This is a genomic window from Rhodopseudomonas sp. BR0G17 (assembly GCF_010907025.1).
GTDB lineage: Bacteria > Pseudomonadota > Alphaproteobacteria > Rhizobiales > Xanthobacteraceae > Rhodopseudomonas > Rhodopseudomonas palustris_H.
Genome location: NZ_QUML01000021.1, coordinates 1 through 25861, shown reverse-complemented (window position 1 = coordinate 25861; position 25861 = coordinate 1). Strand labels below are relative to the sequence as shown.

Genomic DNA, 25861 nt, shown 5'->3' with positions numbered 1-25861 from the left:
CGTTAATACTTGTAAACGATGAAGGGCGACGATCAGCCCTTGCGCATCAAGGGCGGCGGCGCGGCGTAGACCGGGCCCGCATCGAGATTCCAACGCACACCGAGCTTCACGTCGTGCGAGGTGATATCCTTGAACTTGAAGCTGTTGTTGCTGGTTTGGCCGTCGTAAGTCGACAGAGAACCGGTGTAGCCATCACCCAGATTGAGATAGCTGTACGCCAGTTCGAGCGTCAGGTTGGGATTGACCTTGTAGGCGAGACCGGTGTGCACCGCCCAGGCCAAGTTCCACTTCGACGCCGTCGGTGCGCTGGCGAAGCTCGTGGTCGAGCCCGGGATGGTGTTAACGCCGGTGTCGGTGAAGTTCGCCATCGTCACCCGCGCGGCGCCGACGCCGGCGCCGACGAACGGGGTGATACACCACCAGGTGCCGAGATCGACATAGGCGTTCGCCATCACCAGCCATTCGGACTTGGAGGCGCCATAATTGTCGATGGCGCTGTAGGGCGCGCCGCTGGAGGTGCCGGTGAAGCGGTCGGTGCCCTTGAAGTTCGAATTGCCACGGTACTGGCCGATCAAATCCGCGCGCAGCCACGGATTGAACTGATAGCCGACGCCGAGACCGTAGATGCCGGCCGAGTCGAACGAGGTCTGCTGGTCGAACGACGTGAGCTGCGAGTACGCCGATTCACGCCCGTAGCGGAGATCCTTGACCTGCTGGTTGCTGAATCCGATATCGCCGCGCAGGTACCAACCACCGAAATCTTCAACCGGGGGCGGCGCATAGGCGGGCGGCGGGGCAATCGGCATATCGGCCGCGATCGCGGCCGAGGCAACCAGCGAAGCCGCTCCGGCGGCCATCAACATCTTCACGCTACGCATTGGCTTCGTCCTTTGGTCCAATGATCAATTACGAAGGCCCCACACCCGGAAACCTATGAGACGGAACGATGCCAGCAATTCCTTAAGCGTGACTTAACCCTAATTTTTAAGGTTGATATTTGGTGTCGTAACTTTTTGCGCTGGTAACAACTCCAAACGCCAGCCGCGCCGGCGCCGCAATGACTAACAAATCATTACTGACGAACGCGATCCGGGCTGGCCGGCGCACGAACAAAAACGCTCCAGTTCCATCGGAACCGGAGCCGCGATTTGAGAGGATCAGGGCGACGCCCGCCCCAACGCTGCGCTAGTGAGCGTGGCGCGGCATCTTCGGCAGCAGCACCGCGAGCAGGCCGAGCGCCGGCAGGAACGAGCAGACCTGATAGACAAAATCGATGCCGCGATGATCGGCGAGCTGGCCGAGTGCCGCCGCGCCGAGGCCGCCGATGCCGAAGGCGAAGCCGAAGAAGATCCCCGAGATCATGCCGAAGCGATGCGGCATCAACTCCTGGGCGAACACGATGATCGCCGGCGTCGCCGACGCCAGGATGAAGCCGATGAACACCGTCAGCACCGCGCTGGCGGTGAGCCCGGCATAGGGCAGCGCCAAGGTGAATGGCAGGATGCCGAGGATCGAGAACCAGATCACGTAGCGGCGGCCGAACCGGTCGCCGAGCGGGCCGCCGAAGAACACCCCGGCCGCGGTGGCAGCCAGGAAGATAAACAGGAAGATCTGCGCGGTCTGGGTCGAGACGCGGAACTTCTCGATCAAATAGAACGTGTAGTAACTCGACAGGCTCGACAGATACAGTTGCTTGGAGAACAGCAGCGCCACCAGCACGACCAGCGCAACCATCACCCGGCGCCGGCTCGGCGCGTGCGGATGCGGCTGCACCACCATCTTCTTCTTGCCGGCGACCTGCGGCTTGTACCAGACGCCGATCCGCCACAGCACGATGATGGCGAGGAACGCGATCGAGGAGAACCAGGCGATCGACGGCTGGCCGAACGGCACCACGATCAGCGCCGCCAGCACCGGCCCGAGCGCGGTGCCGGCATTGCCGCCGACCTGAAACACCGATTGTGCCATGCCGTGGCGACCGCCCGAGGCGAGCCGCGCGATCCGCGCCGACTCGGGGTGGAACACCGCCGAGCCGAGCCCGATCATCGCCGCGGCGATCAGGATCACCGCATAGGAATGCGCGACGCTGAGCAGCAGCAGCCCCAGGAAGGTCGAGCCCATGCCGATCGCCAGCGAGAACGGTTGCGCCTTCTTGTCGGTGATGTGCCCGACCACCGGCTGCAGCAGCGAGGCGGTGAACTGGAACGCCAGCGTGATCATGCCGATCTGGCCGAAATCGAGCGCGTAGTTCGCCTTCAGGATCGGATACACCGACGGGATCAGCGACTGCATCGTGTCGTTGAGGAAATGCGAGAAGCTGATGCCGCCGAGCACGATATAGGCCGGCCCGGCCGCGGCGGGCGCCGCCGGCTTGGTGAGTTCGGGTAGCGGCAACTCGGCCGGATTGACCGGAGCAGCGATATCCGCATCGACGGTGACAGGCTTGTTCACGGCGTTTCCTGAGGTGGGCTTGGGGCGCCGACGCAGACTTCGCGGGCGCAATAACGACGAACGGCCGGCACGTTGGCCGACCGTTCATAAATTAGTTCCGAGCGCTGCGTGTGTGTAGCGCGGATTTGCGATGGCAGCGTTGCACCCCGCCTGATGCGGCGGGAGCAGGCCTCAGGCGGCGGCAGCCGCCGCGTTGCCGAGCGCATCGACGATGCTGTCGACCACTTCCTCGACCACATCGTGATTGTCGCCCTCGCCCATCACCCGGATCACCGGCTCGGTGCCCGACGGACGGATCAGCAGACGGCCGTGGCCGTTCAGCCGTTTCTCACCGTCCTGGATCGCCGAGATCACGCCGCTGTCATCGAGCGGCCGGCCGCTGCGATAGCGCACGTTTTTCAGGATCTGCGGCAGCGGATCGAACCGACGGCAGACTTCGGAGACCGGACGGCCGAGCTTCTGCACCATCGCCAGCACCTGCAGCGCGGCGACGAAGCCGTCGCCGGTGGTGTTGAAGTCGGACAGGATGATGTGACCCGAGGACTCGCCGCCGACGTTGTAGCCCTCTTTCAGCATCTGCTCGAGCACGTAGCGGTCGCCCACCGGGGTGCGCAGCAGCGCGATGCCTTCGCTTGCCAGGAAGCGCTCGAGTCCGAGATTGGACATCACGGTGGCGACCACGCCCGGCTTGGCGAGGCGGCCGTCTTCCTTCCAGCTCTGGCCGATCACCGCCAACAACTGATCGCCGTCGACCACGTGGCCGCGCTCGTCGACCAGGATCACGCGGTCGGCATCGCCGTCGAGCGCAATGCCGATATCGGCGCGCATCTCGCGGACTTTGGCGCACAGCGCCTGCGGCGCGGTGGAGCCGCATTCCTTGTTGATATTGAAGCCGTCGGGTTCGACCCCGATCGAAATCACGTCGGCGCCGAGCTCCCACAGCGCTTCGGGCACCACCTTGTAGGCGGCGCCATTGGCGCAATCGATCACCACGCGCAGGCCTTCGAGGCTCAGCTCGCGCGGCAACGTGCGCTTGGCGAATTCGATGTAGCGATCGTGGACGCCGTCGATGCGGCGGGCACGGCCGAGGCTGGCGCTCTGCGCCAGCTTCTTGTCGAGCGACTCGTCGAGCATCAGCTCGATCTGCTTTTCGACATCGTCGCTGAGCTTGTAGCCGAGCGGGCCGAACAGCTTGATGCCGTTGTCCTCGAACAGATTATGCGACGCCGAAATCATCACGCCGAGGTCGGCGCGCATCGACTTGGTCAGCATCGCGACCGCCGGGGTCGGCATCGGGCCGACCAGCAGCACGTCCATCCCGACCGAGGTGAAGCCCGCGACCAGCGCGTTCTCGATCATGTAGCCGGACAGGCGCGTATCCTTGCCGATCACCACACGGTGGCGGTGCTCGCCGCGCTGAAACGCGAGGCCTGCGGCCTGGCCGACCTTGAGAGCCAGCTCCGGCGTGATCAAACCGTTGGCGCGGCCCCGGATTCCGTCCGTCCCGAAATATCTGCGGCTCATCCAATCATCCCCCGCCCTTGCCGGTCACGGTCAAAAACCCACGATTCGTCCGGGGCTTGCCGTACGGCGAAACGGCCTTATAGGCCCAAAATAGTTGCGGGGACTTCAAAAAATGTAATCAAAGATTACGCCGCCGACTTGGGTCGACGGCGTAAGCGCTTGATAAATATCATCTATCCAGACGTATGCCGCGTCGGGTGATTAATCCTTGCGGCGCTTATCCCCATCCGGTTTTGACGGTGCCGGCTGGGTCACGCTGACCGGGTCGGAGCCCGGAAACGACTCCTCGAGCCCTTCATTGAGCTGATCTTCCAGTTCCTTCTTGTTCTTGGTCGGGGTTTCGGCGGTCTTGGTGTCGGTCATCGCGGTCCTCCTGCTCGAACCTTGAGAATTCGAGGGAAAACGCGCCGCGATGCACCGGGTTCCCTGAGGTTCGGCAAAGCCCGACGCGACGATTTTGCACATGCCGTCCGCGTGCTACAGGACGAGCGGCTCGCAACAACCCGCAAGAGGCGGACGGCATTTCCATGAAAGAAATCACCTGCATCGAAGACCTCCGCCAGATCCACAAGCGCCGGGTGCCGAAGATGTTCTTCGACTACGTCGACCACGGCTCCTATGCCGAGGAGACGCTGCGGGCGAACGTGGAAGACCTGAAGCGGATCAAGTTCCGCCAGCGCATCCTGGTCGACATCTCCAAGCGCGATCTGGCCACCACGATCCTCGGTGACACCTACGCGATGCCGCTGATCCTGGCGCCGGTCGGCTCGACCGGGATGCAGCACGCCGACGGCGAGATCCACGCCTGCCGCGCCGCGCAGGCCGCCGGCATCCCCTACACGCTGTCGACAATGTCGATCTGCTCGATCGAGGACGTCGCCGCGAACGTCGAAAAGCCGTTCTGGTTTCAGCTCTATGTGATGCGTGACCGCGGCTTCGTCAAAGCGCTGATCGAGCGCGCGATCGCCGCCAAGTGCAGCGCGCTGGTGCTCACGGTCGACCTGCAGGTGATCGGCCAGCGCCATCAGGACATCAAGAACGGCATGACGGTGCCGCCGCAGCTGTTCAAGCTGAAGAACGTCATCGACATCGCCACCAAGCCGCGCTGGGTGAAGGGCATTCTCGGCACGCCGCGGCGCAACTTCGGCAACATCGCCGGCCACCTGCCCGGCTCCAAGGATCTGGAGTCGGTGTCGGCCTGGGTGGCATCGCAGTTCGACGCTTCGCTGAACTGGCGCGACATCGACTGGATCCGCTCGATCTGGCCGGGCAAGCTGATCATCAAGGGCATCCTTGACGTTGAGGACGCGCGCGAGGCGGTGAAGGTCGGCGCCGAGGCGCTGGTGGTGTCCAACCATGGCGGGCGCCAGCTCGATGGCGCGCCGTCGTCGATCGAGGTGCTGCCGGAGATCGTCCACACCGTCGGTTCGCACATCGAAGTGATGTTCGATGGCGGCGTCCGCTCCGGCCAGGACGTGATGCGCGCGCTCGCGCTCGGCGCCAAGAGCTGCATGATCGGCCGCGCCTATATCTACGGCCTCGGCGCCTATGGCGGCCCAGGTGTCGCCAAAGCGATCGACATCATCGGCAAAGAACTGTCGACCACGATGGGCCTGTGCGGCGTCAATTCGATCCACGAGATCGACGAGAAGGTGCTGGCGGAGTAATTCCGCCCTGCCCTCTCCACGTCATTGCGAGCCGAAGGCGAAGCAATCCAGCCGAGTGCACGGCGCTGGATTGCTTCGTCGCTTCGCTCCTCGCAATGACGGGAGAGGACAACTAACAACAACAAAAACAAAAATGAGGAGGAGACCGATGACCGATATGCAGACGAGCGTGCAGCCCGCTTCCAGCGAAGTGCTCTATGCGGTCGAGGAACACATCGCCACGATCACGCTCAACGCGCCGGAGCGGCTGAACACCATTTCGGGGCCGATGCTGAATACGCTCGCGGCGCTGCTCACCAAGGCCAATGAGGATCCCGAGGTGCGCTGCGTGATCCTCACCGGCAACGGCCGCGCATTCTGCGCCGGGCTCGACCTCAACAAGGAGCGCGGCGACGAAGGCCTCAGCGCGGCGTCGTCGCCGACCACGCTCGACCTGCGCAATACGCCGCCGACCGTGCTGCAGGCGATGGACAAGCCGACGATCTGCGCCGTCAACGGCGGCGCGGCCGGCTACGGCATGGATACCGCGCTCGGCTGCGACATCCGCATCATGGCGGAATCCGCCAAGCTGGCCGCCGCCTTCGTCAAGCGCGGCGTGGTGCCGGAGAGCGGCGGCACCTGGTTTTTGCCCCGGATGATCGGGTGGGCCAAGGCGGCAGAGCTGATCTTCACCGGCCGGACGCTGAGCGCGCGCGAGAGCCTGGAATGGGGCCTCGCCAACGAAGTCGTACCAGACGCCGAACTGATGGGACGCGCCCGCGCGGTCGCCAAGGAAATCGCCGGCAACGCGCCGCTGGCGGTGCAGGCGGCCAAGCGCATGATGCGGATGGGGCTGAACGAGACCTTCCCGGATCACGTTCATCACGTGTACCTGCAGCTGCTGCCGTTGTTCAAATCCAAGGATATGGCCGAAGGCATCCGCGCCTTCCTGGAAAAACGCGAGCCGAACTTCCAAGGTAAGTAAGCCCCGCGCCACCTAATCCTGCGCCACGTAGTCCTACGCGGCGCCGTCTTACGGTTTGATTCACCGGTCGGGCGACACTGTGGGGTAACGCGCAGGCCGCCTGCAGCCTTGCTGCAGATGGCTGCGCGTGTGTTCGCCATCGCAGCCAGCTCGATCGGAGCGCCATGACCGACCATCCCGAGAGCCCTGCCGCGGCTGCGGCGGGTTCAGCAGAGTTGAAGCCGCGCCTCCTGGTGATCGATGACGACCAGGTGCACCGCACGATCATCTGCAAGATCGCGGTGCGCGCCGGGTTCGAACCGGTCGAAGCCGGCACGCTCGACGAGGTCGTCGAGCTGACCACCTACAATGATTTCGAAGGCGTCACGCTGGATCTGTCGCTCGGCGAGCAGGCCGGCACCGAGGTGCTACGCCATTTTGCCGATCGCGACTTCCGGGCGCCGATCATCATCCTCAGCGGCGCCAAGAGTGAGATCGCGCGCAAGGCGCATGATTTCGGCGAGTCGCTCGATCTCACCATGCTGGAAGCGGTGTCGAAGCCGGTGGATCTCACCGAACTGCGCGAGCAGCTTTCGATCATCGCGCGGACGTGGCGGATCATGCACCACGCCGCGTAGCGCCCGAACGCTTACTTCGGCACCAGATCGGCCTCGACCAACGCCCGCAGCTCCGCGGTGACGTGCGGCCGCGCCCCGAACCACAGATCGAAGCCGCGCACCGCCTGGTGCAGCAGCATGCCGAGGCCATCCGCAGTGCGCAGCCCGCGTGCCTTGGCGGCGGCGAGCAGATCGGTCTCCAGCGGCACATAGACCAAGTCCGCCACCACCGCGTCCGCCGGCAGCGCCGACAGGTCGATCTGAAGCGGCGGCTGTCCCTTCATGCCGAGCGAGGTGGTGTTGACCAACAGACCCGCGCCCGGCAACGCCGCCGGAATATCGCTCCAGGCGATCGGCACCACGCGGTCGCCGAACAGATCGCGCAGCGCCTGCGCCCGCTCGATCGATCGGTTGGCGAGCGCGATCCGCTGCACACCGCGCTCCAACAGGCCGAACACCACCGCCCGCGACGAGCCACCGGCGCCGAGCACCACGGCATGCGGGGAGCGATCCCAGCCCGGCGCCGAGGCGTCGAGATTGCCGATGAAGCCTTCGATGTCGGTGTTGGTCGAGCGCAACAGATCGCCGTCGTAGTACAGCGTGTTGGCGGCGCCGACGGCGCGGGCGCGCTCGTCCGGCTCGGTGAGCTGCAGCGCGCGTTCCTTGTGCGGGATGGTGACGTTGGCGCCGACATAGCCGTGCGTCTTCAGGTGCAGCACGAATTCGGCAAAGCCTTCGGGCGGTACCGCTTCGATCGAGTAGCCGCCCTCGATGCCGAGTTGGCGCAGCCAGTAGTGATGGATCAGCGGCGAGCGCGAATGCGCCGCCGGCCAGCCGATCAGACACGCGGCGCGCTTGGTCGCAGCCATTTCGCCCTCCAACAGACGCGAGACCTCCGAAGCCTGTGAAAATCAGGCTGTCGCGCCAGCGTCAATCGCAAAACGCGGCGCCGCGACGGTAGTCGGGGACGTCAGACCGAGGCGGGCTGCGGTGCGGTCGCCTCCTCGGGCGCAGGGGTCTTTCCCTTGACCTCGTCGACCGCGCTCGCGATATCGGCACGGTAGTGCGCCAGCGGCGGCTTGACGCCATGGGTGAGCAGCGCGCGGCGGACGGTCGGCGAGGCCCCGGTGACGATCAGCTTGATGCGCTTGCGCTGCGCCGACAGCGCGACCCGGTAGATCGCATTCGCGGCGGTGGAGTCCAGGAACGGCACCGCGGCGAAATCGACCACGAACACCTTGTGCCGATCGGCGATGTTGTTGAGCACCGACGACACCGTCGCGGCGGCGCCGAAGAAGAACGCCCCGGTGATGCGATACACCACCACATCCGGATCAGTGACCAGCGACAGGTCGGCGGCGGTGCCGCGGCGCTTGCCGCTCTCGTCGGCACGATCTTCCTGTGCCAGCCCGGAATACGCCTCGACCCCGGTGACTTCCGACATGCGGTGAATGAACAGCACTGCGCCGAGCGCAAAGCCGACCACGATGCCTTCGGTGAGATCGCGGAACACGGTCAGCAGGAAGGTCGCCAGCACCACCACCGCGTCGCCGCGCGACGAGCGCACCAGTGTGGCGAATTCGTGCTTCTCCGCCATGTTCCAGGCGACGATCGCCAGTACCGCAGCGAGCGTGGCGAGCGGGATGTAGCTCGCCAGCGGCGCCGCCACCAGCATGAACACCAGGAGGAACACCGAGTGCAGCATGCCGGCGATCGGCGTGCGCGCACCGGTGCGGATATTGGTCGCGGTGCGGGCGATCGCGCCGGTGACGCAGATGCCGCCGAACAGTGCCGAGCCCATATTGGCGAAGCCCTGCGCCACCAGTTCGCAGTTCGAGCGATGCCGCCGCCCGGTCATGCCGTCGGCCACCACCGCGGAGAGTAGCGACTCGATCGCGCCGAGCAGTGCAAACGCCATCGCGTCGGGCAAGACTTCGATCACCTTGGCGACCGAGAACACCGGCCAGGACGGCAGCGGGAAGCTCTCAGGAATGCCGCCGAACCGGGTGCCGATGGTGGCGACCGGCAGCGAGAAGCCCCACACCAAGGCGGCAGTGACGGCGACGGCGATCAGCAGCCCAGGCCAGTTGGGCCGCAGCTTCTTCAGGCCGACGATCAGCACGATCGCAGTCAGCGCGATGCCGAGCGCATAGAAATTCATGGTCGGTAGCGCCTGCGCCAGCGCTTCGAGCTTGGGGAGGAACGGTCCCGGCTCGTGCGCCAGCTCGATGCCGAGCAGATCCTTGAGCTGACTGGCGAAGATGATCACCGCGATGCCGGCGGTGAACCCGACCGTGACCGGATACGGAATGAATTTGACGTAGGTGCCGATCTGCAGGAAGCCGGCGATCACCAGCATGATGCCGGCCAGGAAGGTCGCGAGCAGCACGCCGTCGATGCCGTGGCGCTGCACGCTGAGCATCACCAGCACGATGAAGGCGCCGGCTGGGCCGCCGATCTGAAACCGCGAGCCGCCGAGCAGCGACACCAGAAATCCGCCGACCACCGCAGCATAGAGGCCGCGATCCGGCGTGACGCCGGAGGCGATCGCGATCGCGGTCGACAGCGGCAGCGCCACGATCGCGACCGTGAGGCCGGCGATCAGGTCGGCGCGGAAGTCGCCGAGGCCGTAGCCCTCGCGCAGCGCCGTGATCAGCTTTGGGGTGAACAGCTCGCGGAAGCTCGGTTTGGCGGCAGCCACAAGTCGCCGGGAGGTGTCCATGCTGTTTGCTCCTGGTCCGCCCCGCTGCTGCACCGAAACCGTTAGGCCTCGTTGCGGGGCGGCGCCGGCTCTTTGAACCGGACGCCGCGGCCGCCGCCTTCGCTGCGGGAATTGTCTCCGATCAGGGTCACGCCGCAGCGGTCGAGGGCCTCGATCACCTTGGTGAGGGATTCCACCACACCACGGACGTTGCCTTCGCTCGCCTCCATCCGCTGGATGGTCGGCAGCGACACGCCCGACAGTTCGGCCAGCGTGCGCTGGTCGATGCCAAGCAGCGCGCGCGCGGCGCGCAATTGGGCTGCGGTCATCATGGATGAAGCATGAACTCTGATGTCTGAAGACGCCAATATGATGCTTCGAATGGCATCAAGCAAACAAAAAACGGCTAGAGTGATGTCTGAGACATCACTCTAGCCGCTTCGGAGCAGTCATATTTTAGTGAGCGGGGCGGAAGACGTTCCGCCCCGCTGATGTTCCTAGGGTCAGGCCGCCGCCTGGCGGTGGGCCGCAACGATCTGGTCGGCGGTCCGCCCGCTGACTTCAGCCATATGGTCGAAGGTGCGGGTGAAGCTGCCGGCACCGGCCGTGGCCGAGCGCAGTTCGACGATCAGGTCACCGATCTCCGCCTCCGGCATGGTGGCGCGCACCATGTCCCAACCCGGCCAGCCCTCGCGGGTGTCGAAGCCGAGGATCTGGCCCCGCCGCCCGGACAGGATGGCGTTGACCTTGGCGGTCGCCTCGGTCGGGCACACGATCTCGACGGTGTGGATCGGCTCCAGCAGCACCGGCTGGCACTGTGGCAGCGCCTCGGCGATGCCGATCCGCGCCGCGGTACGGAACGCCATGTCGGACGAATCCACGCTGTGATACGAGCCGTCGGTCAAGGTGACGTGGACGTCGACCACCGGGAAGCCGAGCGGTCCGGCACGCAGGGCATCGATCACGCCCTCCTCCACCGCGCCCATGTAGTTGCGCGGCACCGCGCCGCCGACCACGGTCTCGGCGAAGGCGAAGCCCTCACCACGCGGCAGCGGCTTGATGTCGAGGACCACATCGCCGAACTGGCCATGGCCGCCGGACTGTTTCTTGTGGCGGCCGCGCTGAGTGACCGGCTTGCGGATGGTCTCGCGATAGCCGATCCCCGGCGCATGCGACTTCACGGTGACGCCGTAGCGATCGTGCAGCCGCTCCAACGCCACACGCAGATGCATCTCGCCCTGTCCCCACAGCACCATCTCGTGGCTCTGCGGATCGTGCACGATGGTGAGCGAGGGATCTTCCTCGTTCAGCCGCTGCAGCGCCTGGCCGAGCTTGACGTCGTCCTTGCGATCCGTAGCGGCGAGCGCCATCGCCAGCACCGGCGGCGCAGCCGTGACTTCGACCAGCGAGGCCGGCGCAGCCTTGCCGTTGCCGAAGGTGTCGCCGGTCTTGATCGCATCGAGCTTGCCGAGCGCGACGACTTCGCCGGCCGTCGCCGACGAGCGTTTGCTGTCGTGGCCGCCGCCGACCGTCTGGATGCCGGAGACGCGCGACGCCTCACCGGCCGACGACTGCACATTATCGCCGTCGGCGAGCGTGCCGGCGAACAGCCGGGCCAGCGACAGCTTGCCGCCGTGCTGCAGATGCTGGGTCTTGAAGACGTAGCCGACCGCATCCTTGCCGGCGGTGACGCCGAGGCGCGCCGCGGTTTCGGTGACGTCGGGCGCCTCGTGACGCAGCGCTTTGAGAAGACGCAGCACGCCGTTCTCGCGGAGCGCCGAGCCGAGCAGCACTGGACAGATCACACCTTCACGCAGTTCGCGCGCAAGATCATCGAACACCGCATCGCGCGGCGGCTGGATGTCGTCGAGCAGTTGCTCCATCAGCGCGTCGTCGTGATCGGCGAGCTTCTCGAGCATCGAGAACCGCGCTTCCTTCTCGCGGTCGAGATTGCCACCTTCGAGGTCGACCACTTCGGAAGGCTTGTGCTCCCGATAGACGAAGGCTCGCTCCAGCGCGAGATCGACGTAACCGGCGATCAGGTCGCCGTTCCAGATCGGAATCTGGCGCAGCACCAGCGGGATACGCGAGGCCGGCTGCAGACTGTCGAGCACTTCGCGAATGCGTTTGTTGGCGCGGTCGATCTTGTTCAGGAACAAAAATCTGGGAATGCCGAGATCTTCGAGTTCGCGCAGGATCAGCTGCAACTGCGGCAGCTTGCGCTCGTCGGCTTCACACACCACCACGGCGGCGTCGACGGCGGGAAGCGCCGCGCGCATGTCGTGCGCGAATTCGACGGAGCCGGGACAATCGAGGAAGGTGTAGCTCTCACCCATGAACTGGGTGGTGACGGCGGTCAGGCTGAGGCCCATTTTGTGTTGGCGCGCCTCGGGGCTGGAGTCGCCGTGCGAGGTGCCCGCATCGACCGAGCCGGCCCGCGGGATGGCACCGGTTCGTGCCAGGATCGCTTCAAGTAGTGTGGTTTTTCCGCTTTGGAATGGGCCCACCAGTGCGATGCACCGGGGACCACGGGGACTTCTGACGTCTTGTCCCATCGCCGCCTCCTTCTATCTGGAGCTCGGCCCGTGATTGGGTCGGCAAGACGTGATGCTTTCGCAACACACGACACTTGGCAAGCGCGAAAAATTAGGACGCGATGATGTCGGTGTTGAGCAGGATCAAGGACATCAAAAATTTGCGCTGCGACGCGTTTGCATCGCAGCGCAATGTTGCAAAACAGGAATTGATCTGGCGGGCGCGCTGTTAGTTAGCGGCCCGGGCGCAGTTCGAGTTCCTGCAGGCCGACCGCAACGTTGACGCCGGTCTGGCCCTGCAGGCTGACCGGCTGCAGCGCGATCGAATTCGCCGAGCCGCCGATCAGCACGTTGGCACCGAGGCCGACGCCGACCGAAGCCGAGCCTTGCGCGCCCGCGTAGTTACCAGCGAGGTCGCCGGGGCCGAAGCGTTCGACCGGCGCGAACACCGCCCAGCCGAGCGCGGTTTCCGGGGTGATACCAATGTCGAGACCGACCTTGCGGATGGTGGCGACATAGGGCGTGTCCGGCCGCCCTTCGCTGCGCAGGACGCAGCCGAGATTGGTCACCGAACCGACGATGAAACCCATGCTGGCACCGCCGCGGCATTCGAGCATGCCGACACGCACCCGGCCCTGTTGAGCATTGGCGGCGGTTGTTATCAGCGCGGCGGCGGCGAGGCCGGCGAGAAGTGAGAGGCGGCGCATAGCGAAGATCTCCGACGTGGGAAGGTGATGCGGAAGACGACCCGATTCGGGCGAACGCGCGAACTAGTGCGCGCCATCTAGTCACAGCATCGGCAAATCTTCAATGACACCCGGCGTAGCGGCAAGACCGAGTGTCCGAGCGTACAGCATCGTCCAGACGCAAAAAGGGCCCGCGCTGGCGGGCCCTTTTCGTTACGACGCTAATGCTTCGTAAACGCTGTCACTTAGTGATGGTGACGGTGATGCTTACGATAGTGCTTCTTGGCGATCGGGGCCGGCAGCAGCTGCACGTCGACGATGCCCGCGGTCGCGTTGAGACCGGTCTGGCCCTGCAGGCTGAGCGGCTGCAGCGCGAAGGCGTTGTTCGAACCGCCGATCAGCAGGTTGCCGCCGACGCCGAAGCCGAACGACGCGTTGGCGCCAACGCCACCGTAGCTGCCGCCGAGGTCACCGCGGCCGACGCGACGGGTCGGGGCGTACACGGCCCAGGCCAGGCCGGTGTTCTGGGTGAAGCCGAGGTCGACGCCGATGCGCTGAACGTGCGCAATGTACGGCTCGGGACGACGGCCGTCGGTCCGGAACAGGCACTCGAGCTGGGTGGTCGAACCGACCACATAACCGACGTTCGGGCCGCCGGCGCATTCGATCACGCCAACCTGCACCCGCTCTTGAGCGCTCGCGCTCGCGATCGAGGCGACCAACGCGACCGCAGCGAGACCGAACTGTCTGAGGGTAAACATAGAAGCACACTCCACATGTGGATTGAGATTGCGACGGCGACAAAAAGGAAGCGTCTTGTCCAAAACAAGGCGCTTTCGCAGTTTTGGAACGAATCCTGTGAACGTTGCGGATTGTTAATGAATTGTTTACCGCAAATTTCCACAGAACCGCTGAATGCGCTTGCAGGCATCCTCGAGATCCGAAGTCTTGGTGGCGTAGGAGATGCGGAACGCCGGGCCAAGACCGAACGCCGAGCCCTGCACCACCGCCACGCCTTCCGCTTCCAGGAGCTCGGTGACGAAGTCCTGATCGGTCTCGATCTTTTTGCCCGACGGCGCGGTCTTGCCGATGGTGCCGGCGCATGACGGATAGACGTAGAACGCCCCCTCCGGACGCGGGCAGTCGATGCCGGCCGCCTGGTTCAGCATCGACACGACCAGGTCGCGGCGCTCCTTGAACACCTTGTTGTGCGCGTCGATGAAGTCCTGCGGACCATTAAGCGCCTCGACGGCGGCCCACTGGGCAATCGAGCACGGGTTCGAGGTCGACTGCGACTGGATCGTCGACATCGCCTTGATCAGCTCGGCCGGGCCGCCGGCGTAGCCGATCCGCCAGCCGGTCATGCAATACGACTTCGACACGCCGTTCACCGTCAGGGTGCGATCGAACAGCTTCGGCTCGATCTGCGCCGGGGTGGTGAACTCGAAATCGTCATAGACGAGGTGCTCGTACATGTCGTCGGTCATCACCCAGACATGCGGGTGCTTGACCAGAACGTCGGTGAGCGCCTTCAGCTCGGCACGGCTGTAGGCCGCGCCGGTCGGGTTCGACGGCGAGTTGAGGATGATCCACTTGGTCTTCGGCGTGATCGCCGCTTCGAGCGCCGCCGGCTGCAGCTTGAAGCCGAACTCGGCGGTGCACACCACCGGCACGCTTTCGCCGCCGGCGAGCGCGACCATCTCCGGATAGCTGACCCAATACGGCGCCGGGATGATCACCTCGTCACCCGGATTGATGGTCGCCATCAGCGCGTTGTACAGCACCTGCTTGCCGCCGGTGCCGACGATGATCTGGTTCGGCTTGTAGGTCAGGCCGTTCTCGCGCTGAAACTTGGCGATGATCGCCTGCTTCAGCTCCGGAATGCCATCGACGGCGGTGTACTTGGTCTTGCCGGCCTCGACCGCATGGATCGCCGCCAGCTTGATGTTGGCGGGAGTATCGAAGTCCGGCTCGCCGGAGCCCAGGCCGATGACGTTGCGCCCGGCCGCTTTCAGCTCACGCGCTTTGTCCGTGACCGCGATGGTCGCGGACGGCTTCACACGATCGAGCGCGGTGGCGAGGAACGGCATCGTCTTCTCCTTGCAGCCGTCATGAGTCGGCATTTGGCGCGACTCTTCCATCTCTGACGGGAATATCCCCACACTAAGCGCCGCCACGTTGCATCGCAAGAAGCTTGCGGGAATAGCGGCATTGTGTGGTGGTCGGCACAACCATCAGGAGAGGCCGCGCGTCCCCTTGCTGAGAACGGCAGTTGCCAGTCATGCGCGGCATCGCGCGCACCCGCCCGATTTCGCATAGCGAAAAGACGAAACCGGTCGCTGCGGCGGGATTTTCGCGGTGCCGCTGCACCCTGTGCAATGCGGCATGGGATTTCGACCCTTTCCAGCGCTTGGGGCTTGCGGGGCCTGCCGGGGGACATCATTGTTTAGCCGCGTTAGGCGCGGCAGATGCCGGCGGCAGGGAGAGCGAAGCGACCTTCAGGATGTACAAGCTCTATTCGATGCAGCGATCGGGAAACAGCTACAAGGTTCGCCTTGCGCTGGCGCTTCTCGATGCCCCCTACCGTGCGGTCGAGGTCGATATCCTGCGCGGCGAAAGCCGCACGCCCGATTTCCTCGCCAAGAATCCGAGTGGCCAGGTGCCGCTATTGGAAACCGCGCCGGGCCGCTACCTCGCCGAATCCAACGCGATCCTGTGGTATCTCGCCGTCGGCACCTCGCTGGCGCCGGACACCCGGATGGACCGCGCCGAAGCGCTGCAATGGATGTTCTTCGAACAGCATGCGCTCGAGCCGAATATCGGCTCGGCGTATTTCTGGCTGTGCCTCGTCAAGGGCGGCCGCGACCTGCAGACCCACGCGCTGGAGGATTGGCTGGAGCGCGGCTATGCGGCGCTGCAGGTGATGGAAAATCATCTGAAGACCAACGATTACTTCGCGGCCGGCCAGCTCACCATCGCCGACATCGCGCTGTACGGCTACACCCACGTCGCCGACCAGTGCGATTTCGACCTGTCGACGTTTCCGGCGGTGAATGCGTGGCTGCGGCGGGTGGAGCAGACCCCGGGCTTCATCACCATGGATTGGACCCCGGAAACCATTGCGGCCGACCCGACCAGCTTCGCGGCCGAGGCCTAAGCCCGGCCGCGGCGCTCGAATTCCGCCGCGATTTGACCATGATTGGCGCCCTTCGGCGCCGCATAAACGCCCGTGATCGCACGACAATCCACAATGCCGGTGATTCGCCGGCGTTTGGTTCGAGGATTTCGAGTCATGCTTTCGTCGTCCGGCACGGCCTCCGGCTTCATCCGCCCCGCCGCGCCCGTCACCTCTCCCCGTCTGGTTCGAGCCGTCGCCGCCTCGCTGGTCATCGCGGTCGCCTCGCTCGGCACCATCCTCGCGCTGACGCTGCTGTCGACCCAATGCGGGCCGGCCTGCGGCATGGGGACGCCTTTCGCGCTCTGATCGGCTCGGCAACGATCCTTTCCCATCACGGCGCGTTGACTGGCGCGCCGCACCGCAGCCGCGACGGCCATCCTGCGAGGAGGCAGTGCGATGAAGGCTCCGATCGTCTGGGTTTCCGGTACGCTGAGCGCAGCCACCGCGCTGCTCGCCTCGCTGCTGATCGTGACCGCCAGCCGCGGCGAAATCACCACTTACGAATCCTCTGCCGGCCCGCTGACCGTCCAGACCGTGGCGCAGAAGCTGGTACACCCCTGGGGTCTGGCGTTTCTGCCTGATGGCCGGATGCTGGTGACCGAGCGCCCCGGCCGTCTGCGGCTGGTGACGCCGCAAGGCCAGGTCTCGAAGCCGCTGCAGGGCGTGCCCGAGGTGTGGGCCTCGGGCCAGGGCGGCCTGCTCGACGTCGCGGCCGACAAGGACATCGCCAGCAACCACACGATCTACCTGTGCTACGCCGAGCGCGACGGCAACGGCGGCCGGACCGCGGTGGCACGCGCGTCTCTCGACGCCGGCGATGCACCGCGGCTGAACGACATCAAGGTGATCTTCCGCCAGCAGGGGCCGCTGTCGTCCGGCAATCACTATGGCTGCCGGATCGCACAGGACGGCAGCGGCAATCTGTTCGTCACGCTCGGCGAGCACTACGCGTATCGCGACCAGGCGCAGAGCCTGTCCAATCATCTCGGCAAGATCGTTCGCATCGCGCCCGACGGCAGCGTGCCGGACGGCAATCCGTTCGCCGGCCGCGACGGCGCCAAGCCCGAAATCTGGAGCCTCGGCCACCGCAATCCGCAAGGCCTCGCCTTCAACCCTGCCGACGGCAAGCTGTGGGAGGTCGAGCACGGTCCGCGTGGCGGCGACGAGGTCAACATCATCCGCAAGGGTGAGAATTACGGCTGGCCGGTGATCGGCTACGGCATCGACTATAGCGGCGCCAAGATCCACGAGGCGACCGCCAAGCCGGGCATGCAGCAGCCGGCAAAGTACTGGGTGCCGTCGATCTCGCCGAGCGGCATGGCGTTCTACACCGGCAAGCTGTTTCCGACCTGGACCGGCAGCCTGTTCGTCGGCGCGCTGTCCGGACAGATGCTGGTGCGGCTGTCGCTCGACGGCGACAAGATCACCGGCGAAGAGCGGTTGCTGCAGACGCTGGACGAGCGGATTCGCGACGTGCGCCAGGGGCCGGACGGCGCGCTGTGGCTCCTGACCGACAGCGATACCGGGCGACTCTTGCGCGTCGCGCCGGCCGCCAACTAAGCGGTATTTTCAGCGGAGAAGTGCGCCCGCGGCCGCGGCTCGCCTCACACGTTAAGATGTAGTTGACGCGTCACCGCCGTGTAACAAACTACCGTTAGGGTCCGCTCGCGTCTGATCGAGGCCCCCCGTCGCCGATCAACGTCCCCAGCGGTCCCCGTCAGTCGCCGCGTCTGACCGGGGCCGCACCTTTTTGAGCGGCGCAAAGTTATTGCCATGCTGCGATTCATCCTCGTCATTGCCGCCGTCGTGCCGCTGACGTTGTCCCTGCTGCCGGTGCATCTGCTGGCGATCCGGTTCGGCTGGCGCGCCCAGCGCACGATTCCGCAGCTGTATCATCGCATCGTCTGCGCGCTGATCGGCGTGCGCATTCATCAGGTCGGCCGCCGCTGCGACGGCCCGGTGCTGATCCTGTCCAATCACGTCTCCTGGCTCGACATCTGCGTGATCTCCGCGGTGGCGCCGGTGTCGTTCATCGCCAAGAGCGAAGTCGCCGGCTGGCCGGTGTTCGGCGCGCTCGCACGCTGGCAGCGCACCGTGTTCATCGATCGCCAGGCCCGGCATCGCACCGGCGAGGCCACGCGCGAGATCGGCGCGCGGCTGCAGGACGGCGACACCATGGTGCTGTTCGCCGAGGGCACCTCATCCGACGGCAGCCGTGTGCTGCCGTTCCGCTCGGCGCTGGTCGGCGCGGTGCACCACGCGATCGGCGAACAGGTCGGCGCCCGCGTCGCGGTGCAGCCGATGGCGGTGACGTATACCGGCTTCGGCGGCCTGCCGATCGGCCGCGAACTGCGCCAGCGCGTGGCGTGGTACGGCGACGCCGAGCTGATTCCGCATTTCGTCGAGCTGCTGTCGGCCGGCGCGATCGACGTCACCGTCAGCTGGGGCGATGCGGTCGCGACCTCGATCGACGCCGACCGCAAACAAATCACCCGCAACGCCGAGCAGTCGGTGCGCCGGATGTGCGAAGCCGCCCGCCGCGCCGGCATGCGCGGCGCCATCGCCCCGCGCCCCGCCGCAGCGCCGGTGACGACGCCCGACGTGCAGCCGGAAGCGGCGTAGGGCGCGCTTCACTCACGCACTGCCACAAGCCGTCATTCCGGGGCGATCGCGCAAGCGAGCGAACCCGGAATCCCGAAGATGTAGGCCGCCCGCCGTGCCCCAAACTGCGAGATTCCGGGCTCACGCGCTGACGCGCGTGCCCCGGAATGACTGCCTGGAGCGGCGTGAGCAAAGCAACGAACGTAGATCTCGCCTCTGGCGTCTCGCGCGAGCGGGACGCGGAGTAACAGGCGAACGCGCTAGAGTAGAATGGCCTTCGCGACACTCGCCGGCGACGCCGCTTGACGCTTGTGTGATCGGGGCGGTGCCTTGCGGCGCTGCAGCGCGCGCGCCACAATGGGCGGCTCCACGCACCTCTCAAGGACACTTCATGGACATTCGCAATCTCGGCGGCAGCGGCCTGCGGGTCTCGGTCGTCGGCCTCGGCTGCAACAATTTCGGCCAGCGCACCGACCCCGAAACCTCGAAGAAGGTGATCCACAAGGCGATCGACCTCGGCGTCACGCTGTTCGACACCGCCGACATCTATGCCGGCATGGGCGGCTCCGAGACCGTGCTCGGCAACGTGCTCGGCGATCGCCGCAAGGACATCGTGCTGGCGACCAAGTTCTGCAAGCCGATGGCGACCGACGGCACCAAGCAGGGCGCGTCGCGGCGCTACATCGTCGGGGCGGTCGAAGCCAGCCTGAAGCGGCTGAAGACCGATTGGATCGACCTGTATCAGCAGCACGATTACGATCCGCTGACGCCGATCGACGAGACGTTGCGCGCGCTCGACGACCTGATCCGCGCCGGCAAGGTGCGTTACATCGGCAATTCGAATTTCCCGGCATGGCGGATCGCCGAGGCGGAGTACGTCGCGCGTGCGCTCGGCACACATCGCTATGTGTCTTGCCAGGACGAATACAGCCTGGTGGTGCGCGACATCGAGAAGGACCTGCTGCCGGCCGCGCAGGAATACAAGCTCGGCCTGCTGCCGTTCTTCCCGCTGGCGAGCGGCCTTCTCACCGGCAAGTATCAGCGCGGCACCGAAGCGCCGGCGCACACTCGCTTCGCCAAGATGCCGGCGATCCGCGACCGCTACTTCACCGAGGCCAATCTCGACCTGGTCGACAAGCTGAAGGCGTTCGCCGAAGCGCGCGGCCACTCGCTGCTCGAACTGGCGTTCTCCTGGCTCGCCTGCCGCCCGCAAGTCTCCAGCGTGATCGCCGGCGCCACTACGCCGGAACAGATCGAGCAGAACGTCAAGGCCGCGAGCTGGAAGCTGACGGTGGAGGAGATGGCCGAGGTGGACGCGATCACGAAGGGGTAGTCGGCGGCAACGCCTCCTCACACCGTCATTCCGGGGCGCGCCCGAAAGGGCGCGAACCCGGAATCTCGAGGTGTTCTGCGTTGAGGCCCTTCGCCCTGCACAGCGGGATTCCGGGTTTCGCTCGCTGCGCGAGCGCCCCGGAATGACAGGTGGAGAGATCGCGCCCGTTCTCTTGATCCTGACTGCCGCACGCCCCTCCGCTCCGCGACCTTCCGCGTATTGCATCGCGGCCCAGGCGGAGTACGCTGCGAGCGTGTTTCAACCAGCGTTCACCGATCGTTGCTCATGCCGCTCCGCCCAACCTCGTCCGACACGCCTGCACCGCCGCCGCGGCGGTTGATCTGCGCCGGCTGCGGCGCCGAGTTTTCGTGCACGATGGACAAGGGCTGCTGGTGCGCGGCGGAGCCGGCGACGATGCCGCTGCCGTCGGATGCGACGGATTGCCTGTGCCCGGACTGCTTGCGCGCGATGGCGAAGGCGAGCCGCACATCGTGAAGGTCGCACAGGACTGGCTGATCGCAGCGGTGCTGCTCGATATGGACGGCACGCTGGTCGATACCGAGCGCGTGTATCTGGAAAGCCTGACCGAGGTGCTCAACGCGTTCGGGCTGCCGGATGCGACAAAGACATGCGAGTCGATGGTCGGGCTGCCGGGGCCGGAGTGCCAGGCGCTGCTGGTCGCGCGCTACGGCGAGACGCTGCCGCTGTCCGACATCAACCGCGCCTTCGTCGCCAAGCGCGACGCGCGGTTCGCGCAAGGCCTGCCGGTGAAGCCCGGCACCTGCGAGCTGCTCGATGCGCTGGATGACGCCCGCTGTCCGGTCGCGGTGGTGACGTCGTCGTCGCGCAAGACGGCTGATATGCACCTGACGCTCGCCGGCATCCGCGCGCGGTTTGGCACCATCCTCACGCGGGACGATGTCGCCCACGGCAAACCGGCACCGGATCTATATCTGCTCGCCGCCGACCGGCTCGGCGTGCCGACGGCACGTTGCGTCGCGGTGGAAGATTCCAGCGTCGGAGTCGCCTCAGCCTTCACGGCCGGCACCATCACGCTGATGGTGCCGGACCTGCTGCAGCCCGACGCCGCCACACGCGGCAAATGCGCCGCGGTGCTGCCGGACCTGCACGGCGTGCTCGATGTCCTGCAGACCCGCGGACGATTTGCGCCGGTGCCAGCCTGATCAACAGGGCTGAACGGACGATCTCTCGTCATGATCTCGCAACGTCATTGCGAGGCGGCGATAGCCGACGAAGCAATCCAGGAGCTTCGTCCACGGAGCTGGATTGCTTCGCTTCGCTCGCAATGACGGGAGACATCGGAGGCCTTCGACGCTTCGACGGAGCGTAATCGTTACGGCAGTCCACCGCCGCCCATCGCACCATACACTTGGCCGGTCGCGTAGCTGGCATCGCTGGCGGCGAGCTGGACGTAGATCGAGCCGAGCTCGGCCGGCTGGCCCGGGCGCCCCATCGGCGCCATGCTGCCGAACTTCTCCAGCTTCTCCATCGTCGCACCACCCGAGACCTGCAGTGGCGTCCAGATCGGGCCTGGCGCCACCGCGTTGACGCGGATGCCCTTGGGCGCGAGTTGCTTGGCGAGCGAGCGGACGTAGTTGGTGGTCGCGGCCTTGGTCTGGGCGTAGTCGTAGAGATCCGGCGACGGATCGGCCGCCTGCTCCGACGAGGTGCCGATGATGCACGAGCCCGGCTTCAGGTGCGGCAGCGCCGCCTTGATGATCCAGAACGGCGCGTAGATGTTGGTCTTCATCGTGGCGTCGAAATCCTCGGAGCTGACGTCGAGGATCGACGCGCGGGTCTGCTGCCGGGCGGCATTGTTGACGACGATGTCGAGGCCGCCGAGGCTCTCCACCGCGCGCTCGACCAGTTGATTGCAGAACTGCTCGTCGCGCAGATCGCCGGGGATCGCCACCCCGTTGCGGCCCGCATCCTTGATCAGCTTTATCACCTCCTGCGCCTCGTCCTCTTCGGCCGGCAGATAGTTGATCGCAACGTCGGCGCCTTCCCGCGCGAACGCGATCGCGGCGGCGCGGCCCATGCCGCTGTCGCCGCCGGTGATCAGCGCTTTACGGCCCGTGAGCCGGCCCGAGCCCTTGTAGCTCTGCTCACCGTGGTCAGGGCGCGGATTCATCTTCGACGCCAATCCCGGCCACGGCTGCGATTGCCGCTCGAACGGCGGCTTCGGATACTTCGAGGTCGGGTCCTGCAGCGGGGCGGCGTCGGTCATGGTCTGAGCGTCCTTGGCAAATGCGGGCGCGGCCGCGACGCCGAGCATGCCGGCACCCGCTCCGCCGACGACACCTCTGCGGGAGATCGTATTGGTCATGGCTGTGATCCTGTGGATGTCAGCGGCAACCGCCGCCTGAGGCGATCGTTCCGGACCGAAGGTCGGTTACTCGGCCGCGTTCAACTGCGTCTGCACGGCGCGCGCGAGCGCCAGATGCTGGCGCAGGATCGGCAGCGTCTCGGATGCAAAGCGGCTCGCACCTTCGCTGCCGCGATCGGCAGCTTGCGAGAACTTCTCGATGTCCTTGCTGTGATCCTCGATCTGCGCCGCGAGGAACTGGCGATCGAACTGATCGCCGGCGAGCGCCTTCAACTCGGCACGGGTGCGTTCGCCCTCATCGCCCACGCCGTCCGGCAACTGCGCCTGATCGTCGTTGGCGAGCGCGGCCAGCCGGCTCTCGATCGCAACGTGATCATTCACCATCAACCGCGCGAACGCTTTGAGAGCCGGGTCGACGGCGCGCTTCTCAGCCAACAGACAGAGCTGAATCTCGGCCTGATTGTCTTCAGCCGCGAACGCCAGGAACTGCTTGTCGGCGTCGCTGAGCGGCTGCGGATCGGCCCGTAAAGCCGCATGATGCGGCGAGTTCGCCGGCTGGGCCGCGGCAGGCCATGCCGCAACGGCGAGGAACGCGAGCGCGGCAAACACCGGAACGAAATTCATCGGGCGGCTCCGTGGGAGAGGTGGGCGGCGAACCGCCCCCTCAACCGCCGACCCGACGTCCCGTTCCTCAGCTCTGGGTGCGAGACGCGCTGACTTTCGCCGCGCGCCGCGGCCCGCTCGCACGCGCCGGCAAGGCTGCCGCCACCAGCTTGGCTGCCGCCGCGCCTGCGGTCTCCATGTAGCTGGCATCCCGATGCAGCAGCACCACCGCGAACGAGCCATCGAGCAGCAGGAGCATCTGCCGGGCAAGTTCCTCAGGCGTAGCGATGCCGGCCTCGGCGAAGGTCTCGCGCAGCCAGCGCTCGAACTTCTTCTTGTGCGCGGCGCCGATCTTGATCGCCGGGTGGCCGGGCAGATTGGCGAGTTCGGCCGAGGTGCGCAGGAAACCGCAGCCTTTCCATTTCGGATGCCGCGCAGCCCGCGCGAGATTGCGGAAAATGCCTTCGACCTTGGCGGGCAGCGCGCCCGGCGTCTCCTCGAACCATTGCCGGAACAGCGCTAGGTTTGGTTGATCGCGGCCTTCGAGATACGCCGCGACGAGATCGTCCTTGCTGCGGAAGTGATAATACAGCGTCCGCTTGGTGACGCCGGCCTTTTCCGCCACCGCGTCGACGCCGACGGCGCGGATGCCTTCGGCATAGAACAGCTTGGCGGCGGCCGCGACGATGCGCTCTCGCGTGGTATTGCCCTCGCGGGTTTTCAAAGCTGCAGCTGTCATTCGGACGGTCATCTCGCGCATGTATACCGACCAGTGAATATACACAACGCGATGCCCGCGGTAGCCATCGGGTGACCGATGGAGGCCACGACATGACAGAGCTGATCCCGATCGAGCTGCGCGACGGCGTCGCGCTGCTCACGCTGAACCGCCCCGACAAGCTGAACGCGCTGAACTACGCACTGATCGACCGGCTGATGCAGCGGTTGGACACGATCGAAGTGGATGACGCGATCCGCGCCGTGATCCTCACCGGCGCAGGCGAGCGGGCATTCTCGGCCGGCGCCGACATCGCCGAGTTCTCCGGCAGCGTCGCGCGCGGCGCCGACCACGCGGTGCGCGACTTCGTCCGCCGCGGCCAGACCATGACGGCGCGGCTGGAAAGCTTCTCCAAGCCGGTGATCGCCGCGGTAAACGGCCTCGCCTATGGCGGCGGCTGCGAGATCACCGAGGCGGTGCATCTGGCGGTGGCAAGCGATCGCGCCCGCTTCGCAAAGCCGGAGATCAAGCTGGCGATGCCTCCGACCTTCGGCGGCACCCAGCGCCTGCCGCGCCTCGCCGGCCGCAAGCGGGCGCTGGAGCTGCTGCTGACCGGCGAGCCGTTTTCCCCCGCGCATGCGTTGGCGATCGGCTTGGTCAATCGCGTGGTGTCGCATGGCGAGTTGCTGAACGCGGCGGATGCGCTGGCCCGGCAGATCATCCGGCATCCGCCGGGCGCAGTCGCAGCGGTGCTCACCGCCGCAACGCGTGGCCTGAATCTGTCGATCGACGAGGGCCTGTTGGTCGAACGCGCCCAGTTTGCCGCGCTGGTCGGGCGCGAGGAGCTGTCGCGCGGCCTCGCCGACTGGCAGACTCGGTCGCGCGCTGCAGCTCAGACCGGATAACCGGGCGTGGCCCGGGCCAGGCCGCCGAAGGCGTCGAGCAGCCGCTCGCGCCAGGCATAGACCGGATCGTCGCTCTGCAGCAGCTGGAAGTCACTGACGACCCGAGCCCATTGGAAGCCGCCGAACACGATGTAGTCGGCGTAGTTCGGCGCGGCGCCGCCGATGAAGGCTTGCGTCTTCAGCGTCAGCCGTAGCGGGTCGAGCGACTTGCGGAAGCCCTCGACCGCGCGATCGCGGGTCGCGGCGGTCTCTTCCAGCGACTTTTTCAGCCGCGCCTCACGCGACTGCCGAAAATACACCGCGTCGTCCGGATCGAGCCGCTGGGCGATGTCGGCGACGATCAGCGGAAACAGGCCGCCGACGATCGCAAGATCGCCCCACCAGTTCAGCATCCGCGCCATCGCCCGGCCGCCGTCGCCACCGAACAGCGACGGCAGATCCGGATAGGCGTCTTCGAGGTAGTTGGCGATCGCCCAGGAGTCGGCGATCGTCTTGTCGCCGTCGAGCAGCACCGGCACTTTCTCGGAGCCGTACGGCGCGATCGCCGCCTTATCGGTGAAGCGCCACGGAATCGTCTCCGCCCGCAGCCCCTTGTGGGCCAGCGCCATCCGCGTCCGCCACACGAACGGCGAAAACGGCCGGCCCACATCGGCCCCGACCAGTTCGAACAGTTTGAGAGTCATGTCGCGCGTCCTCGGGTCTCGCGTTGGACGTGGGCGCTCTCCGAACATTCCGGCGTCGGGCGCTCGCCACACACGTCACGTCATCGCCGGACGAGGTCCGGCGATCCATCTCTTCAAGATGATGGATGCGCGGGTCAAGCCCGCGCATGACGGGACTGGTGAAGCATCGACCGTCATTCCGGGGCGCCGCGCAGCGGCGAACCCGGCGACTGTCTCATGTGTCAAGGGTCTTACCTTGATATTGCGTGTCGGCTTTGACGAGTGCGTTGGCTGTGACGAGCAGTTTTCGGGCGATTGCGATGAGCGCGACCTTTCCGGGTTTTCCTTGCAGACGAAGGGCGTTGTAGTCGTCGCGGAGCTTGGGGTGGTG

General features: G+C 66.0%; 26 protein-coding genes and 1 pseudogene. 10 read left to right on the top strand and 17 right to left on the bottom strand.

From position 1 onward, the window contains the following. Positions 1 to 32: 32 nt before the first annotated feature. The 4 genes from DY467_RS16445 to DY467_RS26225 form a co-directional block, all read right to left on the bottom strand. The gene (locus tag DY467_RS16445) at positions 33 to 878 is read right to left on the bottom strand and encodes an outer membrane protein (protein WP_164637528.1); all 846 of its coding nucleotides are present in this window, start codon (positions 876 to 878) and stop codon (positions 33 to 35) included. Positions 879 to 1185: 307 nt separating this feature from the next. Further along, positions 1186 to 2451 carry an MFS transporter gene (locus DY467_RS16440; RefSeq protein WP_164637526.1) on the bottom strand — a complete coding sequence of 422 codons (1266 nt, stop codon included), beginning with the start codon at positions 2449 to 2451 and terminating at the stop codon, positions 1186 to 1188. Positions 2452 to 2622: 171 nt separating this feature from the next. Further along, positions 2623 to 3975 (bottom strand): phosphoglucosamine mutase, encoded by a 1353-nt coding sequence (gene glmM, locus DY467_RS16435; RefSeq protein ID WP_164637524.1) that lies wholly within the window; start codon positions 3973 to 3975, stop codon positions 2623 to 2625. Between the two features lie 201 nt (positions 3976 to 4176). Next, positions 4177 to 4338: a hypothetical protein gene (locus tag DY467_RS26225; RefSeq protein WP_205502452.1), complete on the bottom strand. Its 162-nt coding sequence runs from the start codon at positions 4336 to 4338 to the stop codon at positions 4177 to 4179. Positions 4339 to 4502: 164 nt separating this feature from the next. Between DY467_RS26225 and DY467_RS16430 the strand changes: the two genes are divergently transcribed. From DY467_RS16430 to DY467_RS16420, 3 genes are all read left to right on the top strand, one after another. Continuing rightward, complete coding sequence (locus DY467_RS16430; RefSeq protein WP_107345902.1) at positions 4503 to 5642, top strand: alpha-hydroxy acid oxidase; 1140 nt, start codon at positions 4503 to 4505, stop codon at positions 5640 to 5642. 148 nt (positions 5643 to 5790) lie between these two features. Continuing rightward, positions 5791 to 6606 carry an enoyl-CoA hydratase/isomerase family protein gene (locus tag DY467_RS16425; RefSeq protein WP_164637522.1) on the top strand — a complete coding sequence of 272 codons (816 nt, stop codon included), beginning with the start codon at positions 5791 to 5793 and terminating at the stop codon, positions 6604 to 6606. 164 nt (positions 6607 to 6770) lie between these two features. Then, a complete protein-coding gene (locus DY467_RS16420) occupies positions 6771 to 7223 on the top strand; it encodes a response regulator (RefSeq protein WP_164571166.1) in 453 nt (150 codons plus the stop codon). An 11-nt stretch (positions 7224 to 7234) separates the two neighbouring features. Here the strand turns inward: DY467_RS16420 and DY467_RS16415 are convergent, their stop codons facing one another. The 7 genes from DY467_RS16415 to DY467_RS16385 form a co-directional block, all read right to left on the bottom strand. Further along, positions 7235 to 8071, bottom strand: coding sequence for a shikimate dehydrogenase (locus tag DY467_RS16415; protein ID WP_164637520.1), 837 nt, complete (start codon positions 8069 to 8071; stop codon positions 7235 to 7237). Positions 8072 to 8172: 101 nt separating this feature from the next. After that, positions 8173 to 9924 carry a SulP family inorganic anion transporter gene (locus tag DY467_RS16410; RefSeq protein ID WP_164637518.1) on the bottom strand — a complete coding sequence of 584 codons (1752 nt, stop codon included), beginning with the start codon at positions 9922 to 9924 and terminating at the stop codon, positions 8173 to 8175. A gap of 41 nt (positions 9925 to 9965) precedes the next feature. Beyond that, complete coding sequence (locus tag DY467_RS16405; RefSeq protein ID WP_011159861.1) at positions 9966 to 10235, bottom strand: helix-turn-helix domain-containing protein; 270 nt, start codon at positions 10233 to 10235, stop codon at positions 9966 to 9968. A gap of 171 nt (positions 10236 to 10406) precedes the next feature. Continuing rightward, the gene (locus tag DY467_RS16400) at positions 10407 to 12458 is read right to left on the bottom strand and encodes an elongation factor G (protein ID WP_164637517.1); all 2052 of its coding nucleotides are present in this window, start codon (positions 12456 to 12458) and stop codon (positions 10407 to 10409) included. Between the two features lie 212 nt (positions 12459 to 12670). After that, complete coding sequence (locus DY467_RS16395) at positions 12671 to 13144, bottom strand: DUF992 domain-containing protein (protein WP_107345907.1); 474 nt, start codon at positions 13142 to 13144, stop codon at positions 12671 to 12673. A gap of 224 nt (positions 13145 to 13368) precedes the next feature. After that, positions 13369 to 13884 carry a DUF992 domain-containing protein gene (locus DY467_RS16390; protein WP_107345908.1) on the bottom strand — a complete coding sequence of 172 codons (516 nt, stop codon included), beginning with the start codon at positions 13882 to 13884 and terminating at the stop codon, positions 13369 to 13371. A 126-nt stretch (positions 13885 to 14010) separates the two neighbouring features. Beyond that, positions 14011 to 15213 (bottom strand): pyridoxal phosphate-dependent aminotransferase, encoded by a 1203-nt coding sequence (locus tag DY467_RS16385; RefSeq protein WP_107346728.1) that lies wholly within the window; start codon positions 15211 to 15213, stop codon positions 14011 to 14013. A 413-nt stretch (positions 15214 to 15626) separates the two neighbouring features. On the opposite strand from DY467_RS16385, the gene DY467_RS16380 reads away from it, so the two are divergent. The 5 genes from DY467_RS16380 (at position 15627) to DY467_RS16360 (ending at position 20235) form a co-directional block, all read left to right on the top strand. After that, positions 15627 to 16280, top strand: coding sequence for a glutathione S-transferase family protein (locus DY467_RS16380; RefSeq protein ID WP_011159866.1), 654 nt, complete (start codon positions 15627 to 15629; stop codon positions 16278 to 16280). Between the two features lie 135 nt (positions 16281 to 16415). Further along, positions 16416 to 16607 (top strand): hypothetical protein, encoded by a 192-nt coding sequence (locus DY467_RS16375; RefSeq protein ID WP_012497539.1) that lies wholly within the window; start codon positions 16416 to 16418, stop codon positions 16605 to 16607. A gap of 90 nt (positions 16608 to 16697) precedes the next feature. Beyond that, a complete protein-coding gene (locus DY467_RS16370) occupies positions 16698 to 17861 on the top strand; it encodes a PQQ-dependent sugar dehydrogenase (RefSeq protein WP_164637515.1) in 1164 nt (387 codons plus the stop codon). Positions 17862 to 18074: 213 nt separating this feature from the next. Beyond that, positions 18075 to 18923: a lyso-ornithine lipid O-acyltransferase gene (olsA, locus tag DY467_RS16365; protein ID WP_164637513.1), complete on the top strand. Its 849-nt coding sequence runs from the start codon at positions 18075 to 18077 to the stop codon at positions 18921 to 18923. A 370-nt stretch (positions 18924 to 19293) separates the two neighbouring features. Beyond that, complete coding sequence (locus tag DY467_RS16360; RefSeq protein ID WP_164637511.1) at positions 19294 to 20235, top strand: aldo/keto reductase; 942 nt, start codon at positions 19294 to 19296, stop codon at positions 20233 to 20235. Between the two features lie 269 nt (positions 20236 to 20504). Here DY467_RS16360 and DY467_RS26795 read toward each other — a convergent pair whose 3' ends face one another. Beyond that, entirely contained in the window at positions 20505 to 20723 is a 219-nt protein-coding gene (locus tag DY467_RS26795; RefSeq protein WP_164571158.1) for a hypothetical protein, read from the bottom strand. Between the two features lie 3 nt (positions 20724 to 20726). Between DY467_RS26795 and DY467_RS16350 the strand changes: the two genes are divergently transcribed. Next, positions 20727 to 21419 (top strand): HAD family hydrolase, encoded by a 693-nt coding sequence (locus DY467_RS16350; protein WP_164637508.1) that lies wholly within the window; start codon positions 20727 to 20729, stop codon positions 21417 to 21419. A gap of 170 nt (positions 21420 to 21589) precedes the next feature. Here DY467_RS16350 and DY467_RS16345 read toward each other — a convergent pair whose 3' ends face one another. From DY467_RS16345 to DY467_RS16335, 3 genes are all read right to left on the bottom strand, one after another. Beyond that, positions 21590 to 22582 (bottom strand): SDR family oxidoreductase, encoded by a 993-nt coding sequence (locus tag DY467_RS16345; protein ID WP_164637506.1) that lies wholly within the window; start codon positions 22580 to 22582, stop codon positions 21590 to 21592. Positions 22583 to 22648: 66 nt separating this feature from the next. Beyond that, the gene (locus tag DY467_RS16340; RefSeq protein ID WP_164637504.1) at positions 22649 to 23206 is read right to left on the bottom strand and encodes a DUF4142 domain-containing protein; all 558 of its coding nucleotides are present in this window, start codon (positions 23204 to 23206) and stop codon (positions 22649 to 22651) included. A gap of 67 nt (positions 23207 to 23273) precedes the next feature. After that, complete coding sequence (locus DY467_RS16335; RefSeq protein WP_164637502.1) at positions 23274 to 23924, bottom strand: TetR/AcrR family transcriptional regulator; 651 nt, start codon at positions 23922 to 23924, stop codon at positions 23274 to 23276. Positions 23925 to 24016: 92 nt separating this feature from the next. Here DY467_RS16335 and DY467_RS16330 point away from each other — a divergent pair, with 92 nt between their 5' ends. After that, on the top strand, positions 24017 to 24808 hold the full coding sequence (locus DY467_RS16330; RefSeq protein WP_164637501.1) for a crotonase/enoyl-CoA hydratase family protein: 792 nt from the start codon (positions 24017 to 24019) through the stop codon (positions 24806 to 24808). Here DY467_RS16330 and DY467_RS16325 read toward each other — a convergent pair. Both DY467_RS16325 and DY467_RS26885 read right to left on the bottom strand, forming a co-directional pair. Continuing rightward, positions 24796 to 25491, bottom strand: a complete 696-nt coding sequence (locus DY467_RS16325) for a glutathione S-transferase family protein (protein ID WP_164637499.1) — start codon at positions 25489 to 25491, stop codon at positions 24796 to 24798. The genes DY467_RS16330 and DY467_RS16325 overlap by 13 nt on opposite strands. A 214-nt stretch (positions 25492 to 25705) precedes the next feature. Then, positions 25706 to 25861, bottom strand: a pseudogene (locus tag DY467_RS26885) (IS110 family transposase); the annotation flags it as partial.

What these genes read in the sequence shown, in the direction of transcription:
- DY467_RS16445 (WP_164637528.1), bottom strand. Translation starts at nt 878, where the DNA reads ATGCGTAGCGTGAAGATGTTGATGGCCGCCGGAGCGGCTTCGCTGGTT.
- glmM (WP_164637524.1), bottom strand. Translation starts at nt 3,975, where the DNA reads ATGAGCCGCAGATATTTCGGGACGGACGGAATCCGGGGCCGCGCCAAC.
- DY467_RS26225 (WP_205502452.1), bottom strand. Translation starts at nt 4,338, where the DNA reads ATGACCGACACCAAGACCGCCGAAACCCCGACCAAGAACAAGAAGGAA.
- DY467_RS16430 (WP_107345902.1), top strand. Translation starts at nt 4,503, where the DNA reads ATGAAAGAAATCACCTGCATCGAAGACCTCCGCCAGATCCACAAGCGC.
- DY467_RS16425 (WP_164637522.1), top strand. Translation starts at nt 5,791, where the DNA reads ATGACCGATATGCAGACGAGCGTGCAGCCCGCTTCCAGCGAAGTGCTC.
- DY467_RS16420 (WP_164571166.1), top strand. Translation starts at nt 6,771, where the DNA reads ATGACCGACCATCCCGAGAGCCCTGCCGCGGCTGCGGCGGGTTCAGCA.
- DY467_RS16415 (WP_164637520.1), bottom strand. Translation starts at nt 8,071, where the DNA reads ATGGCTGCGACCAAGCGCGCCGCGTGTCTGATCGGCTGGCCGGCGGCG.
- DY467_RS16410 (WP_164637518.1), bottom strand. Translation starts at nt 9,924, where the DNA reads ATGGACACCTCCCGGCGACTTGTGGCTGCCGCCAAACCGAGCTTCCGC.
- DY467_RS16405 (WP_011159861.1), bottom strand. Translation starts at nt 10,235, where the DNA reads ATGATGACCGCAGCCCAATTGCGCGCCGCGCGCGCGCTGCTTGGCATC.
- DY467_RS16400 (WP_164637517.1), bottom strand. Translation starts at nt 12,458, where the DNA reads ATGGGACAAGACGTCAGAAGTCCCCGTGGTCCCCGGTGCATCGCACTG.
- DY467_RS16395 (WP_107345907.1), bottom strand. Translation starts at nt 13,144, where the DNA reads ATGCGCCGCCTCTCACTTCTCGCCGGCCTCGCCGCCGCCGCGCTGATA.
- DY467_RS16390 (WP_107345908.1), bottom strand. Translation starts at nt 13,884, where the DNA reads ATGTTTACCCTCAGACAGTTCGGTCTCGCTGCGGTCGCGTTGGTCGCC.
- DY467_RS16385 (WP_107346728.1), bottom strand. Translation starts at nt 15,213, where the DNA reads ATGCCGTTCCTCGCCACCGCGCTCGATCGTGTGAAGCCGTCCGCGACC.
- DY467_RS16380 (WP_011159866.1), top strand. Translation starts at nt 15,627, where the DNA reads ATGTACAAGCTCTATTCGATGCAGCGATCGGGAAACAGCTACAAGGTT.
- DY467_RS16375 (WP_012497539.1), top strand. Translation starts at nt 16,416, where the DNA reads ATGCTTTCGTCGTCCGGCACGGCCTCCGGCTTCATCCGCCCCGCCGCG.
- DY467_RS16370 (WP_164637515.1), top strand. Translation starts at nt 16,698, where the DNA reads ATGAAGGCTCCGATCGTCTGGGTTTCCGGTACGCTGAGCGCAGCCACC.
- olsA (WP_164637513.1), top strand. Translation starts at nt 18,075, where the DNA reads ATGCTGCGATTCATCCTCGTCATTGCCGCCGTCGTGCCGCTGACGTTG.
- DY467_RS16360 (WP_164637511.1), top strand. Translation starts at nt 19,294, where the DNA reads ATGGACATTCGCAATCTCGGCGGCAGCGGCCTGCGGGTCTCGGTCGTC.
- DY467_RS16345 (WP_164637506.1), bottom strand. Translation starts at nt 22,582, where the DNA reads ATGACCAATACGATCTCCCGCAGAGGTGTCGTCGGCGGAGCGGGTGCC.
- DY467_RS16340 (WP_164637504.1), bottom strand. Translation starts at nt 23,206, where the DNA reads ATGAATTTCGTTCCGGTGTTTGCCGCGCTCGCGTTCCTCGCCGTTGCG.
- DY467_RS16335 (WP_164637502.1), bottom strand. Translation starts at nt 23,924, where the DNA reads ATGACAGCTGCAGCTTTGAAAACCCGCGAGGGCAATACCACGCGAGAG.
- DY467_RS16330 (WP_164637501.1), top strand. Translation starts at nt 24,017, where the DNA reads ATGACAGAGCTGATCCCGATCGAGCTGCGCGACGGCGTCGCGCTGCTC.
- DY467_RS16325 (WP_164637499.1), bottom strand. Translation starts at nt 25,491, where the DNA reads ATGACTCTCAAACTGTTCGAACTGGTCGGGGCCGATGTGGGCCGGCCG.